At 61.3% G+C, this 13,635-nt stretch carries 10 protein-coding genes; 7 read left to right on the top strand and 3 right to left on the bottom strand.

Features of this window, described 5'->3' with window-relative positions:
• The first annotated feature begins 275 nt into the window (after positions 1–275).
• Together JQT59_RS27665 and JQT59_RS38075 are read left to right on the top strand one after the other, a co-directional pair.
• Positions 276–1,652, top strand: a complete 1,377-nt coding sequence (locus JQT59_RS27665; protein WP_249353872.1) for a class I SAM-dependent methyltransferase — start codon at positions 276–278, stop codon at positions 1,650–1,652.
• A 568-nt stretch (positions 1,653–2,220) separates the two neighbouring features.
• The gene (locus JQT59_RS38075) at positions 2,221–2,730 is read left to right on the top strand and encodes a hypothetical protein (protein ID WP_213572768.1); all 510 of its coding nucleotides are present in this window, start codon (positions 2,221–2,223) and stop codon (positions 2,728–2,730) included.
• Between the two features lie 216 nt (positions 2,731–2,946).
• On the opposite strand, the gene JQT59_RS27655 is transcribed toward JQT59_RS38075, so the two are convergent.
• Both JQT59_RS27655 and JQT59_RS27650 read right to left on the bottom strand, forming a co-directional pair.
• Positions 2,947–3,942, bottom strand: coding sequence for a methyltransferase (locus JQT59_RS27655; protein WP_249353870.1), 996 nt, complete (start codon positions 3,940–3,942; stop codon positions 2,947–2,949).
• Between the two features lie 2 nt (positions 3,943–3,944).
• Positions 3,945–5,204: a tryptophan 2,3-dioxygenase gene (locus JQT59_RS27650; RefSeq protein ID WP_249353868.1), complete on the bottom strand. Its 1,260-nt coding sequence runs from the start codon at positions 5,202–5,204 to the stop codon at positions 3,945–3,947.
• Between the two features lie 204 nt (positions 5,205–5,408).
• Here JQT59_RS27650 and JQT59_RS27645 point away from each other — a divergent pair, with 204 nt between their 5' ends.
• The 5 genes from JQT59_RS27645 to JQT59_RS27625 all read left to right on the top strand — a co-directional run bounded on the left by JQT59_RS27645 (position 5,409) and on the right by JQT59_RS27625 (position 12,880).
• Entirely contained in the window at positions 5,409–6,590 is a 1,182-nt protein-coding gene (locus JQT59_RS27645) for an ATP-grasp domain-containing protein (protein WP_213572767.1), read from the top strand.
• 14 nt (positions 6,591–6,604) lie between these two features.
• The gene (locus JQT59_RS27640) at positions 6,605–7,696 is read left to right on the top strand and encodes a cupin domain-containing protein (protein WP_249353867.1); all 1,092 of its coding nucleotides are present in this window, start codon (positions 6,605–6,607) and stop codon (positions 7,694–7,696) included.
• Between the two features lie 158 nt (positions 7,697–7,854).
• Complete coding sequence (locus JQT59_RS27635) at positions 7,855–11,136, top strand: ABC transporter ATP-binding protein (RefSeq protein ID WP_249353863.1); 3,282 nt, start codon at positions 7,855–7,857, stop codon at positions 11,134–11,136.
• A complete protein-coding gene (locus JQT59_RS27630) occupies positions 11,102–12,019 on the top strand; it encodes a hypothetical protein (RefSeq protein ID WP_213572765.1) in 918 nt (305 codons plus the stop codon). Before JQT59_RS27635 ends, JQT59_RS27630 begins: the two co-directional genes overlap by 35 nt.
• A 9-nt stretch (positions 12,020–12,028) precedes the next feature.
• Positions 12,029–12,880 carry an aminotransferase class IV gene (locus tag JQT59_RS27625; RefSeq protein ID WP_213572764.1) on the top strand — a complete coding sequence of 284 codons (852 nt, stop codon included), beginning with the start codon at positions 12,029–12,031 and terminating at the stop codon, positions 12,878–12,880.
• A gap of 17 nt (positions 12,881–12,897) precedes the next feature.
• Here the strand turns inward: JQT59_RS27625 and JQT59_RS27620 are convergent, their stop codons facing one another.
• Complete coding sequence (locus tag JQT59_RS27620) at positions 12,898–13,629, bottom strand: dienelactone hydrolase family protein (protein ID WP_213572763.1); 732 nt, start codon at positions 13,627–13,629, stop codon at positions 12,898–12,900.
• Positions 13,630–13,635 lie beyond the last annotated feature (6 nt).

The raw sequence follows: 13,635 nt of genomic DNA, 5'->3' as shown, positions 1-13,635 counted from the left end.
AACGCGGTCTGAGCACGACCGATACTCCGGAATGCCGGGCACGCCTGAACACGCATTACCCGCTCACACGATCGGTGAGAATTCGGTCCATTCTGAGGTGGCCGCGCGGACGGCGGATTTGGTGTGATGATCTGCGGTGATGGGGGTTCCACCGATATCGTCGACGAGGTGCGTTTGCGGGAAGTTGGTGTGGTTGACAGGGCTTGCGCGTCACGGCGAGCGACGTGAACTGAGCAGCCGCGGTGGTCGGGCCCAAACTTTCGTTGGAGGTGTGTATGACGGTCGCTGACACGGTGGCGCCGCTGGTTCGCGCGGTGCTGGGGGCGCAGGTCCCGGTAGGGATCAGGTGTTGGGACGGTAGTCGCAGTGGGCCTTCGGACGCGCCGTGGCAGGTGCACATCGTCAATCGGCGTGGTTTGCGGCGGTTGCTGTGGGCGCCGAACGACCTCGGTTTCGCTCGGGCCTACGTGTCCGGCGACATCGACGTCGAGGGAGACCTTCTCGCCGGACTGGACGTGTTGGAGCAGGTGTCGGATCCGAGTCGGGGACCGGGTGTGCGGATCGACAGGCAAACGAAGAAGGCACTGGTGACAGCGGCGCTGCGCCTGGGGATCATCGGGCTGCCACCGAAGCCGCCGGCGGAGGAGATGAAACTGGCGCGCGGCGGGCGCCGGCACGACAAGGGTCGTGACGCTGCCGCGATCAGTCATCACTACGACGTCGGCAACGACTTCTATCGACTCGTGCTCGGTGAGTCGATGACCTACTCGTGTGCGTACTGGGCGCAGCAGAGTGAGGATTTGGGTGCGGCCCAGTACGCCAAATGCGATCTGGTGGCGCGCAAGCTCGGCCTGACCGCGGGGATGCGGGTACTCGACGTCGGCTGTGGGTGGGGGACCTTTGCACTGCACGCGGCACGTCACTACGGCGTGCACGTCGTCGGTGTCACTCTGTCCCAGGAGCAGGCGGACTATGCCCGCAAACGGATGGTCGACGAGGGCGTGGGAGAGTTGGTGGAGATTCGAGTTCAGGACTACCGCGACGTCACAGACGGCCCCTACGATGCGATCTCGAGCATCGGCATGGCCGAGCATGTCGGCGCCGCGATGCTCGCGACCTACGCCGCGGACCTGTTCGCGCTGCTACGCCCTCGGGGGCGGTTGCTAAACCATGCGATCTCGCGGCGACCACGCAAACCTGCTGCCAAATTTTCGAAGACGTCGTTCATCGATCGCTATGTGTTCCCCGACGGAGAAATCGAACCGATCGCGACGATGATCGAGGCGCTCGAAGGGGCCGGTTTCGAGGTGCGTGACGTCGAGGCGCTGCGCGAGCACTACGCGCTGACCCTGCGGGCCTGGGTGGGGAACCTGGATGCGAACTGGGACGAGGCAGTGGCCTATAGCAGCGCCGGGCGGGCACGAGTGTGGCGGCTGTACATGGCCGGCGCGGCGTTGGCTTTTGCGGCGAACCGGCTCGGGGTCAACCAGGTTTTGGCAGTCAAATGCGCCGAACGGGGGCAGAGCGGCATGCCCGGTACTCGTGCCGAACTTTTGCAGCCATCCGCCCCGATACCGTCCCCGCCGGGTCTCGAAGTTCCAGGTCGAGGCGTGCCTTCTGGACACCTCACTCTCGATCCCGGCGCACAGTAAGCCGGGTTCGCCGCGCCGTTGACCGGATGCAGCTGACAGCGTAGTTGTCCCCAGGGGTATGTATGACTCTGATAGGGAAGGGTCGGTGGGGTTCTTCCCGGAGCCGCTCAACGTGCCCCACTCGATTTACTCCTCGGGCGGAGTGCCCAGAGTCGCGAACATCGCTTTCACCACGGCCTCGATGAGTGCTTGGCCCAGTCCTCGATGAGGGTCTTGAACCTCGAACTCCTTGAGGGTGAAGCCTTGCCGTGTCGCCGATCAACGTCAAGAATGCTTCCCGCGCCGTCTCCGGGAAATCGCACCTCAGCGCGTTCTTCGCGCGTCGAACAAGTGTCGGATGGTGTCGATAGCCTGCTGGTCATGACGATCGCCCAGGGACTACGCCCCGCCGAGCTGCCCGCGGCTGCTGTTATCAGCGACACCGCGGTGTTTCCAGATCTGTCGGAGGCGGTGGCTGCGCGGATGGGGCGGGCGATGGCCGAGTCCCGGTCCGAGGGCACCCGCCGCACCTACGCGTCGGCGTGGCGGCGGTTCGAGCAGTGGTGTCACACGCACGGCCCACGCCTCGTTGCCGGCGCACCCGGCGACGGTCGCGGCCTACCTTGTCGACGCCGCCGACACCATCGGCTCGGACGGTATCCGGGTGTATGCGCCCGCTACCTTGACCAAGTGGGTGGCCGCGATCGCCCATCATCATCACCGCGCCGGCCACGAGTCTCCGACCGGGCAGGAAACCGTGCGCGCTACCTTGTCCGGCATCCGCCGCGACTACGCCGCAGTCGGCGATCGGCCCCGTAACCCCCGCCCCGCGCTGCTGACCGCGGACATCGTCGCGATTGTCACCGCCGCCCGGAACGCGGTGACCGGGTGGGCAGGCGCGTTGCTCCTCAGGGGGTCGCTGAGATCGTCGAGCGCCTGTCCCGCGAGTACGCCGACGCGAGAGCACTGCTGCAGGTGTGAGAAAAACATCCCCGCATCCGGCGTGTGTCCACGATGCTGTCCCGCTCGCAGACAGGTGATCTCGCGCCTGTCGCACACCACCGCTCCGACGACGGGGCCGAGCCGCGTATCATTCTGAGAACAGCTGAAGCGAAGACCTCTCATGACAACTGATCACCACATCGTTCAGCAGGCAAGCGGCTCTCGCCGTTTCGGCTCACCTACCCTTCACAGAATCGGTGGGTTCAGGAACTAGCTCAGGCTAATCACATGACGACCGAACGCGTTCAACCCCAGTTCGGGGCGATCGTGAAGGGAATCGTGGTGCGTGCCCTGCACGCGATCACGCGGCGGATCATGCGGGCACCGCTTCGATGACGGAGGAGCGGGGGCCGGGTGTGATTGATTCCAGCGTGAAACCGTGACCACTCAACAATCGGAGCCATTCGGTCGCCGTCCGTTCCCGACCACCCAGCAGAACCAGCATGTGGAGGTCCAGTAGGGCCATGGGGTGGGCGGTAGCCACTTCGGGCAAGACTTGCTCGACGATCAGCAGGCGGCCGTTTCTCGGGATCGCTCGCCGACAATTGCGGAGAATCTTGCCAGCGGATTCGTCGTCCCAGTCGTGCAGAATCTGGGACAGGACATATACATCACCATTCTGCGGGACCTCTTCGAAGAAGTCGCCACCGACAACAGTCGTTCGGTCACCGATGTCGGCCGACCAGAACTTCGATCCCGATTCCGCGACGACGTGCGGCAAATCGAACACTGTGCCCCGCAGGTGTGCGTGACTCCGGAGTAGGCGTTCGATCAATGTGCCGGCCCCGCCGCCGATATCGACGACGGTCATTGTTTCCGTCCAGTCGCGGTTGAGCAATGGCACCAGGCGCACCTCGACCAGTCCTGCTTGGCACCTGTCGAATTCATCAGCCGCCGAGGGGTTCTCGGACAACCACTCGAAGTATGGCCTTCCGAACGCCTCTGTGAACGACTCTTTCCCGGTTCGGACAGAGTGGAGCGAGTGTCCCCACACGGTGTAGGCCTCCTTCGACATCAGCCCGACCAGGTGACGCAGTGAACCGGGAGTGTCGACCCGTAGGAGCTCGCCGGCCTCCGTCAACGCAAATCGTCCCGCGGCCTCTTCCGTGAACAGTCCTTCTGCTACGAGTACCCGCATGAATCGGCCGAGAGCATCGGCATCGGCCCCGACACTCGCTGCCAGATCGGGCAGCGAGCGGTATCCATTCGACAATTTGTCGGGGACTCCGAGTTCGCAAACGGCAGCAATTGCCTGGGACACGATGTATCCCATAATCTGCTTTCTGACCCGGTTGTTGATGTCGCTCATGCTCATGCCGCCTGGGGGAGTCCGGGAAAGAGTGGCACCTTTGCGGCACTCTGCAAATACGACGCGCCTGCCGTGCCACCGGTTCCCGGTACTGTGCCGATGACCTTCAAGGTGATGCCCCAGTGGCCACGCTTCATCGCACCCCACGCGCGGTCGAGACGCCGCATCGATTCCTCGAGAGGCACTGCATCAGGGAGTGCATGCCGCATCGCCAGAAATACGGTTTCCAGAGTCGGCTGCTCGTCGTGGACCTTCGGGGCGTGGTCGGTGCTGCGTTGGCTACGCGGCGCGCACGCGAACTCGACGTCGCGGAATGCGCGCGACTGAACAGCGCTCCGCCCATGGGTGAAGCCGCGAATGATGGAGAAGGCGTCGACCGGCATCGTCGTCAGAACACGGAAGAGAGCAGGTATCGCCTCGAGGCGACCTGACGCCCGATCGAGGCGATTCTTCGCATCAGCGGCATTTCCGTCGAGGAGGTCCGTGATCGCCGTCGATATCGCCGTTGCAATCTGCCGGTACAGGCCCTCGAATATCTGGATGCATCGGATGAACATCTGCTCGTCGTGCAGACGAGTCGTCGGCAGCAAAGTCAGCCGAACTGCGGCTCCGATGTCTTCGGGAACACTTCTCAGCGCCAGCGTGGCAGCAGAACCAAACGAGTCGTAGGTGGCACCGGCCTCGGCAAGCGCTGCGACACCCTCCGCAGCCACACTGGGATCGAGCTTGAAATCGGGTGCGAGACGGGAGAGTTGCGACACGACTCGGACGGCCGCACGCGTCCTGACCGATTGGGGAGGTCGGGGCGCCGCTGCCAACGCTCTTGTCTCCAGCAGTGCGAGGTCGATGGCTGCCGCGGTTACGAATGCGTCGACACGCTCGCAGTCGGCCGATCGGACGACCTGGTCGAAGTAGTCGAGTCCGACATACGACGAATAGGAGGCATCGTTGTCGTCGAACGTCATCGGTAGCCATTCGGCGAGCACCGGGTCGGATCGGGATTTGCCGTGGAGATCGCGCAACATGGCCGCCACGTGTGGCCGCACACCGTTTCGTCCGACCACCTGATAGTGGTCGACGACGGCCGTGAACGGAAACTCGGTGTGTCCCGCGGCCCATTGCCGGAGCGCTTCCGGTACCTTGCGGCCGGACCGGGTATCGGGCGATGCGTCAGCGGCCTGAAGGCACGTGCCGCCGACACCGATAGGGGCGCTGTGAACGAGTTCGGCCTCAGCTTCGAGCAACGTTTCGGAAATCAACAAGGGATGTGCCTTTCATCCGTTCTGCTCTGCGGTATTCCGCAATCTTGTGCGCCGACAGGCAAAACGGATAGGCACCCTAGGGAGCCGCATCGGCCACCCCTGCTGCTGGGGTGAAGCTTCGGCCCCCTGGGGTGCCTATTCGCCGGGCCGACGCGCGCTGACCATTGGGTATCAGAGAAGCCAGGGTTTGGATAGCGAGGGCAATTGACCACCGACGACGGGCAGCGCAGGAGACACATCATCCTGATCGGCGGGCATGATGAAACGTTCCCGCATTTCGCGGGGTTGGGCTTCGAGTTCACCGTTCTACAGCTGCACGGCGCGATTGGTCCGAACCTGCGCGGCCTTACCGAACGCATCAGTCCCGTGGCTGATTTCGGTCCGGACACCGTGGTCGCTGAGATCACACGAATAATGAGGTCCGAACCGGTCGACCACATTTTCTCCTTTACCGAGGGTGGGTTGCTTTCCGCGGCCCTTGCAAGCCACCACCTCTCTGTCCCGGGTCTCGACCTCAGCGCATGCGAGCTGTGTATCGACAAGCAATTGATGCGGACATTTCTCGACAGCACCGAGTTCGCCGTCGCGAACACGATATGTCGCACGCCGGCCGAGGTACGAGCCTTCCTCCTCCATCACCCCCAGGGGCTGGTTCTCAAGGATCCGGCTGGGTCGGGCAGCGAAGGCGTGTTCATCGTCCGCGACGAACGCGAACTGACCGCGGCGCTTGCCGAGCTGACAGGGGACGGTTTCGTCATGCTCGCCGAAGAGTACTTACCCGGACGCGAAATCAGTGTCGAGACCCTGACCATCGACGGGAAGCATCGAGTTCTCGCCGTGACGAACAAGAAGCTGCACAGAAAATCCCTTGCAGAACAACAGCACATCATCTCACCCGATGTCGTGGACGACGACATGTTCCACATTGTCAGTGACTACTGCGAAAAACTGCTCACCCGAATCAATTACCAGCACGGGCCGTGTCATATCGAGGTAAAGATCACGGTTGGCGGGCTTCGCCTGATCGAGATCAACAACCGGGTGGGCGGCGACTACATCGGGCTTCTGGTCGAACTCACGACCGGCGTGAGCCAATTCAGAGAAACGGTTCGTTGCTGGAGCGAAGTCGACTCGTCCGGCGTCGGCCGGGAACAGGCGCGATATACCTACGCCGCGTCACACCAATTCTACGAACCCATCGACCCCGAGTCTCTTCGGAGCGCGCTGCGGGGCGTCAGCATCATCAGGCTCCATATCGAGCCGGCACCGTTGCGACTCGACAGACCCCGGACAAACGACGACAAGATCGGTTGGATTGTATTCGCCTGCAACGAGAGGGAGCCATTCAAGCGAGCCATCGACTATCTCGACGTCCACTGTTCCTGAAAATCAACGCGATCATGGAAACCGCGTCCTCTCATCAAGAAGGGAAGAAATCGATGCAGATTATTGCCAGAAGCGCTCTCGAAACGATCAACGAGGTGGTGGTCGACGGCCATGTCCACAATCTGGGTGTCGTCAAGATCTTCTCCCAACACCCGGAACTGGCCCAGTTCATTCCCGCTTCCAGCAATCTGGCGATCAGCTGGGTCAGGTTGGAATGCGGTCAGGTGCTATCTGTGCACAAACACCCGGAAGCGAGCCTCATCCTGGTCTGCGAGGGTTCCGGACGCACGATGGGTAGCACAGAGCAGGACGTCGCTGCGGGAGACATGATCCTCGTACCCGGCGACTCATGGCACGGCTTCGAGGGAACTCGCAACGGGTTCTGGGCGCTGTCGATCCAGTTCAACGGCAAGGCCCTGTACGAAGATGTCGACAACCCGAACGCCATGTTCGCAGCCGCTGAGTCCGGTCCGGCGGTCGTGATCCTCGAGGACAACGAGAAGTACCTGGAGCAATTCAGGAACAGCAGTCTGCTGCGGTTGATCGACACCTCCTCGATGACCGACCCGGGCGTTCGCGAAAGACTACTCGACTGCCAGCAAACCTGGTCGGATGTGTTCCAGGATTTGCTGCACCTGCGTGTGGCGATGACTACTGATCCGCAACACAAGCATGTCGCACTCGATCATCTGGTCGAAGAACTGGGACACAACAACAACCTCAGACAGCAACGGAACTCGTCGCACTCGCCGGTCTCAGATGCGACGTTCGTATCGACAATGGACTGGTTCAGGCAGCAGATGCTCTGCAGGAGCGACATGGTGCGAACGTTGCTGATGCACGTAGTGCTGGAAGGTAGTGGCGAAGTCTGGCACCGAGAAGCCGCGCGCGCGTTTCCTGGCATTCCACACTTCCAAGAGCATGGTGAAGACGACGGCCACCATGTGAGCATGGGGATCGACCTTCTCGATCGAGCAAATCCAACGGAGATCCACGAACTGCGGGAAGCGCTCGGCGAGGGATGGACGATGATCACACGATTGTGCGACAGAATCGCTTCCATCGCCGTAGACGACACCGCAGACGCCACGCTGTCCACATGCTGAGTGTGCTGAAAAGAGTCGTCTGGTTCGAGGTTCCTCGTTGTGGAACCCAGTTCGACCGGCATACCAACGCGTTTCATCTATCGCGATGGCAGCGCTGGTGCGAAGCTGCGCGACAAGACGACCTGAACGCGCCCCAAGGCGAGCGACTCCACAGATCCGTGCTCAGAGCCCTCCGTCGCGATGTTCTGCTTGCGCTCCTCGCCATAGCGTTCAACGCTGGTTGCGCATTCGGCGCAGCTGTCACGCTGCGATCACTGATCCAGCACCTCGTCGAACTCGGCACACCACCGATGGTGAACCTGACGCTGGGGATCACCTGCATACTGCTGACGTACTCGGCGTGGTTGGCGCTCAACCACACCTTCCTGCTCGCCGAACTGGCAGGCATCGGAGCTCGGACCTACATCGAGCAAAGACTGCTACGGAAGAAGCGCGACGGTGGCGGTTCCGACCGACCCTCCAGCGTTGTCACGCTTGTGGACCGTGAGGCCGCGCGCGTCGAAGCTGCCTGGTCCGGCCTGGTATTCATGATTCTGGCGCTCGCCACGTTAATTTTCACCTCTGCGTTCTTTTTCGTGGCACTGGGGCTGAGTGCATTGTCGGCGCTGGCGATCATTGTCATCAGTTCGATGGCGATATTCTGGATTGCCAAACAATTGACCAACGCTCACACAGAACTATCGGCAATTTCGGCGGAACGCATCGACGTCGGCATGTTCTCGATCAACAACCGAGGGATTGCGTGGCTGAAGAACTGGAACGACGACCTGATACGACGCTACGCCGACAAGCGTGATGGCGAAGAGCGCTCACTCGAGAGGGCGGCGCGTCTTGTCGCGGCGATCAACCTCATATCTACTCTGACACCGGTCGTAGGGATGCTCGCTGCAGCATTTACTCAGCTGGCTTATCTAGGTCATGTGGATCCAGCGGGCCTGCTGTCGGCAATGGCGTTGATGGGGGGTCTGAGATCGGTCGCCAACAATGTGCCCGAACTTGCCCACAGCATTTCGCAAGGCGTAGTCGGGCACACCAACGTTGCGAAATATCTGTCCGGCACCGGCCTGTCAGACGCCGATGCGAGCACCGTCCAACTGCCGACGACAACGGCAAAGCACATCGCTGTCGTCGGCGCAGCGGGTAGTGGCAAAACATCGATTCTGAAAGCCGGCGCGCGGCTGAACAACCGACTCGGTACGACGACGATCTTCGTCCCGGACGAACCATGGATCTACCCGGGCGGACTGTATGAGAATCTGTGTCTCTATCGACGCGACTTTTCGGATGACGAAGCGGCCCGAGCACTGGCGCAGTCCAGACTGCCCGACACCTTCTATGCCCAGTACCTCGACACCAAGTCGCCACCTCGAACCGAAGCCTGGGACGTATCCCGTGGGCAAGGAAAGCGGCTGGAACTGGCGCGGGCATTGCTGGCCGATCCGGCGTGCGTTCTCATTGATCAGCCCACATCAGGTCTGGACGACGACCTGGGGAGAGGGTTGCTGAGCTCACTCCTCCGGGGACCGTGGAGCGACACCACCGTTGTCTATGCAACAGACAAACCCGACGAGATCGACTCGGCGGAGGAAATCTGGGTGGTGGCCGACGGCGCAGTGGTCGAAGTCATACGTGACCTGACGACGCGGTCGGATCTTCTACCAGAAAGCTCGGGGTGGCGCACTCCCGACGAACGTTCACTCCCTCGCCATCCTTCCCGCCGCACGGATGTGACGGAAGACCGGACGCCGTCCAGGCGTAGCTTGATCAGGTTCGGCATCGCGAAGGTCGCACTCGTTGCGTGTGTCCTGTTCGTGTGCCGAGAAGTTTTGACGATCATCGGTGACTACGTGGCGGCCAGTGGTCTGTCCACCGCGAATGTGGCCGAGTCGTCGATGATTCTGGTCTGCGTAGTGTCGGCCGGTGCGCTCTTGTCGATATCCGGCGCCTTGCTGACGGTACGACGCAGTATCGGTGCGGCATCCCGACAGTGCGTGCGGTACTTCTCGACAATCATGAGCCCGACGTTCGATGGCGAGGCAGTCGATCAGGTCGACCAAGATTCGCAGAGCAAGCTCACGTGGGATCAACGACGTGTCGACGAAGTGTTGCCCGCAATACTGCTGCATACGTTGGGTGCGGCGGCGCTTCTGATCACAACCACCGGTTTCGTCCTGAGCAAGAACATCTTTGCGGTGCTTCCTTGTGCTGTGATGTGCCTCGTCTACTGGCACACTTCACGGCGATCGGACAACCGACTGCGGTACTTCAACGAGTGCGAGATCGGAACGACGTCGGCTTTGTTCGCGCGGGTCGAGGCAACGACACGGAGTTCGAGCAGATTCGAGTTGGCAAGAGACAACGCGGTTCTCGTGAGTTGGCTGAACAGGAGCCTGATGGATCGCGCCCTGGCTTCGATGAACAATGCGGCGGCGCGGCGATGGTTCACCTACAAGCTCGATCTGATGGGGGTGCTGTTCCTGTCCGTCATCGTGGGTTCAACGGTATTCGTGTACGCCCAGGGCGGCCTCGGCCTGGCCAATGTCCTGGCGCTGAGTCTCTCGTACAGCCTGATAGCACTCTTCGCAAGGTTGGGTAGTTGCCTGGTCGAACTCAGGCAGGTGCTGGACAGCGCGGATCGCCTGGTCACACCTGAGCTCGCCGCCGTGCCGAACCGAAGTTGTCCGACGATGAAAGGCGACGCACTCGTGTCGTTCACCGATGTCGCATTCGTCGCCAGGCACACCGGTGCACTGCTGCTCGAGCACCACACCGAGTCGTTCTATCGCCGCGACATCGTGGTGATCATGGGTGCCAGTGGGGTGGGTAAGTCGACGTTCGCAAAACTTGTCGTGGGTACATTGCGCCCGACCACGGGTGTCGTTTCGACATTGGGCCGGACGACAGGATACGTGTCGGATTCGCACGACCAAGACGTCCTCCTGCTGACATCGAGTCCGATATTCAAGCCAGGACGATTGTCCGAGCACTTCCACAGCCCCTCACCTCAAGAACTGGCTCGTGTAGTCCGTTACCTCGACGCTGAGGATGTCGTCGAGCGGCTACAATCCGGGTTCGACGAAATAGTTCCCTGCAGCGGTCTGTTGAATCTGAGCAAGACGGAACTGCAACGACTGGCACTGCTCGACGTGATGATCAATCCGCCCGCGATCGCGATTCTCGACGAAGCCACGTCGGAGTTGAGTGCCGAAGCGGAACTCACCGCATTGCGTGCCCTGACCTCTGCACTTCCGGACACCCTCTTCTTCATCATCACCCACAATCGCGAGCTGGCGAGACTCGCCAACCGAATCTTCCATTTCAACGATGAAAGACGTCTACTCGAGATTTCGGGCGAGCCGCCCGCAACAGCCATCGATCGACGCTCGACCGACAAGGAGGAAGTCGATGGAATGGCAACCCCAGCGAATTGCGTTCTGTGACAGCCATAATGTTTCGCAGCCGCATCTCCCACTGGTGGACATCGCTCACTGGGATGCTGTCCTCCAGAGAAGGGAGATCAGGAACTACGGGCTACACCGAGAGCGCGCGTATGTCGGCCCGGGATACTTCTATATGCCCGTGTCCGACGAGCCCGACGAAGGGAGACTGGCGGAGTTGCTGGAGCTGGCCTCCGCCGCCGACTGGTTGTTGGTTCCCTCTCTTATCAGATCCCAACGCTTACCCGATTCTCGGGTCATCGCGGTTCCGTTCATGCAAGCAGCGTACTTTCGGTCATCCGGACGTGTGGATTCGACTCTGCGAGCAACCGTCGGAGATCGGCAATACAAGGCAATCAGAAAGCTCACCACGAAAGCCGAGGCGGCGTGTGAAACCCAAATACACCGTCTGTCAGAGCTGGTGGAAGACGGCCGCGCCCTACACGATTTCGCCGTTCTACAAGCACTGAATGTGGCGAAGTATGGGCACTCCAGGAATCTATATACTGCCGACGTTCTGCGAATGTTGGCACGTTCGTCGGAAGGAACGAAATACTATCTGAAGCTGGACTACGAGAAGTCGACCAATGCGCCCGTGAACGGATCGCTGAGTTATGCCGACGACGAACGCGGTGTGTTCACGATGCTCGTTCAGGGGCTAGACCGTGATCGAATTCCGCGTGGGCTCAATCTGTATATCACCGACTATTACCAGTTGTACCAGTTCGCCGATCGGCTGGGTTTCGAGGACATCTGCCTGGGCCGCGGCGCAATCGAGAGCAAGGTTCGGGTGGGCGCAAATCATATTGTCGACCTGGACAACTGGCTGATTCCGGTCAACACACGCCAGAGACAAGCGATGCACGACTATGCGATATCGGGGTAGGGAAACCAGATGATCAGCGACATGTCCTGGGCGGACGGTAACTTCGTCCGATACGACGATATGACTCTGTCACCCGCGACTCATTCATTGTCCTATGGGTCCTCGGTGTTCGAAGGTATCCGTAGCTACGGCGGGAACATCTTCAAGCTCGACGATCACTTGGACCGGCTGCGGCGGTCTGCTGACGTGTTCGGGCATACGGTGCCGTATTCGAATGCAGATCTGGCCGATGCGTGCTACGAGTTGCTGAGAGTGAACGAGCTGAGCGACGCATACCTGAAGTGCCTGGTTTTCTACGACGATTCGGATGTCAGCTTCAGGGCGCAAGGATGCTCCAGTCGGGTAGTCGTTTTTGCGCTACCCTTTTCTGCGAATTCTGCACCAGCGAATTATCGGCTTGCGACGGCAACGTGGAGGCGTGCGCCGGCATCGTGCCACCCCTATCAGGCGAAGACATCGTCGACTTACGCGTTGAGCTACTTGAGCTACCATCAAAAGGCCGATGGTTATGACGACGTCATCTTCCTCTCGACCACCGACACGGTGTGTGAGTCGAGTGGTTCGAATGTGTTCTTCATCAAAGGAGGCGCTTTGCTCACACCCACCACGGAATTGGCGCTCGCCGGAATTACCAGAAAGGTGATCATCGACGAGCTGTCTCCGCGGTTGGGCGTATCTGTCACGGAGCGCAATATTTCCTACGCCGAGCTCGCATCGTTCGACGGAGCATTTTTGTGCGGAACCGCGATGGAGATCACGAAGATTACCTGCATCGACGAGATCCATTACGAGACGGCTCCATTGGCGGATGCGCTCGCAACCGAGTATCAGCGCCTGACGAACAAGAAGTCGGCGCTGTGAAACCCGGGCTCCCGACCTCAGGTCAGGTGCCGGGCGAAGAACCGGTTGCCGGCGTCTCCCTCGAACTGTGGGACGCCGGTGTGCCCGCCCATATTGGCGTGCAGCGTCTTCTCGTTGGAGCCGAAGGCGTCGAACAGGTCCAAGGCCTGCTGCCGGTCGTTTCCTTCGTCGTCCCACTGCAGCAGGACCTGCAGCGGAATGGTGACCTGCCGCGCCTCCTCGAACATGGCGTGGGGCACGAAACTCCCGGCGAACAGGAGGGCGGCCGAGATGCGTGGTTCCACCACCGCCAACCGGATGCCGATGGCGATCACCCCTCCCGAGTACCCGACCGGGCCGCTGATCTCGGGCAGCTCGAGGAGAGCGTCCAGGGCGGCCCGCCATTCCGGGACCGCCTTGTCGACCAGCGGGAGGACGAGCCGGTCGACGATCTCGTCACTGACCGGATCACCGGCCTCGAGCGCCCGGCGCAGGTCGACGCGGGCCTGCTCGGCCACGGCGGAGCGGTTCCGGTCACCGCTCCCGGGCAGCTCGATGGTGGCCGCGGCGTATCCCGCCGCCGCGGCGTGCCGGGCCCGGCCCACCAGTCTCGGGTACATCATGTGCAATCCGCCGGGATGACCGACCAGGATCAGCGGCGCCGGTGCGGATACGGATCCGGGCGTCCACAAGATGCCAGGGATCTCGCCGAGGGAAAATGCGCGTTCGAGGACGCCGTCGTCGAGGCGCTGTTCGGAGGTGAAGTGCATGGTGGT

This window comes from Rhodococcus sp. USK13, assembly GCF_018343855.1.
GTDB lineage: Bacteria > Actinomycetota > Actinomycetes > Mycobacteriales > Mycobacteriaceae > Rhodococcus_F > Rhodococcus_F oxybenzonivorans.
This window is presented reverse-complemented; position numbering and strand designations above follow the sequence as displayed.

Excerpts from the sequence above, each read along its gene's own strand:
- JQT59_RS27630 (WP_213572765.1), top strand. The coding sequence starts at position 11,102 with ATGGAATGGCAACCCCAGCGAATTGCGTTCTGTGACAGCCATAATGTT.
- JQT59_RS27640 (WP_249353867.1), top strand. The coding sequence starts at position 6,605 with ATGGAAACCGCGTCCTCTCATCAAGAAGGGAAGAAATCGATGCAGATT.
- JQT59_RS27665 (WP_249353872.1), top strand. The coding sequence starts at position 276 with ATGACGGTCGCTGACACGGTGGCGCCGCTGGTTCGCGCGGTGCTGGGG.
- JQT59_RS27625 (WP_213572764.1), top strand. The coding sequence starts at position 12,029 with ATGATCAGCGACATGTCCTGGGCGGACGGTAACTTCGTCCGATACGAC.
- JQT59_RS27620 (WP_213572763.1), bottom strand. The coding sequence starts at position 13,629 with ATGCACTTCACCTCCGAACAGCGCCTCGACGACGGCGTCCTCGAACGC.
- JQT59_RS27655 (WP_249353870.1), bottom strand. The coding sequence starts at position 3,942 with ATGAGCGACATCAACAACCGGGTCAGAAAGCAGATTATGGGATACATC.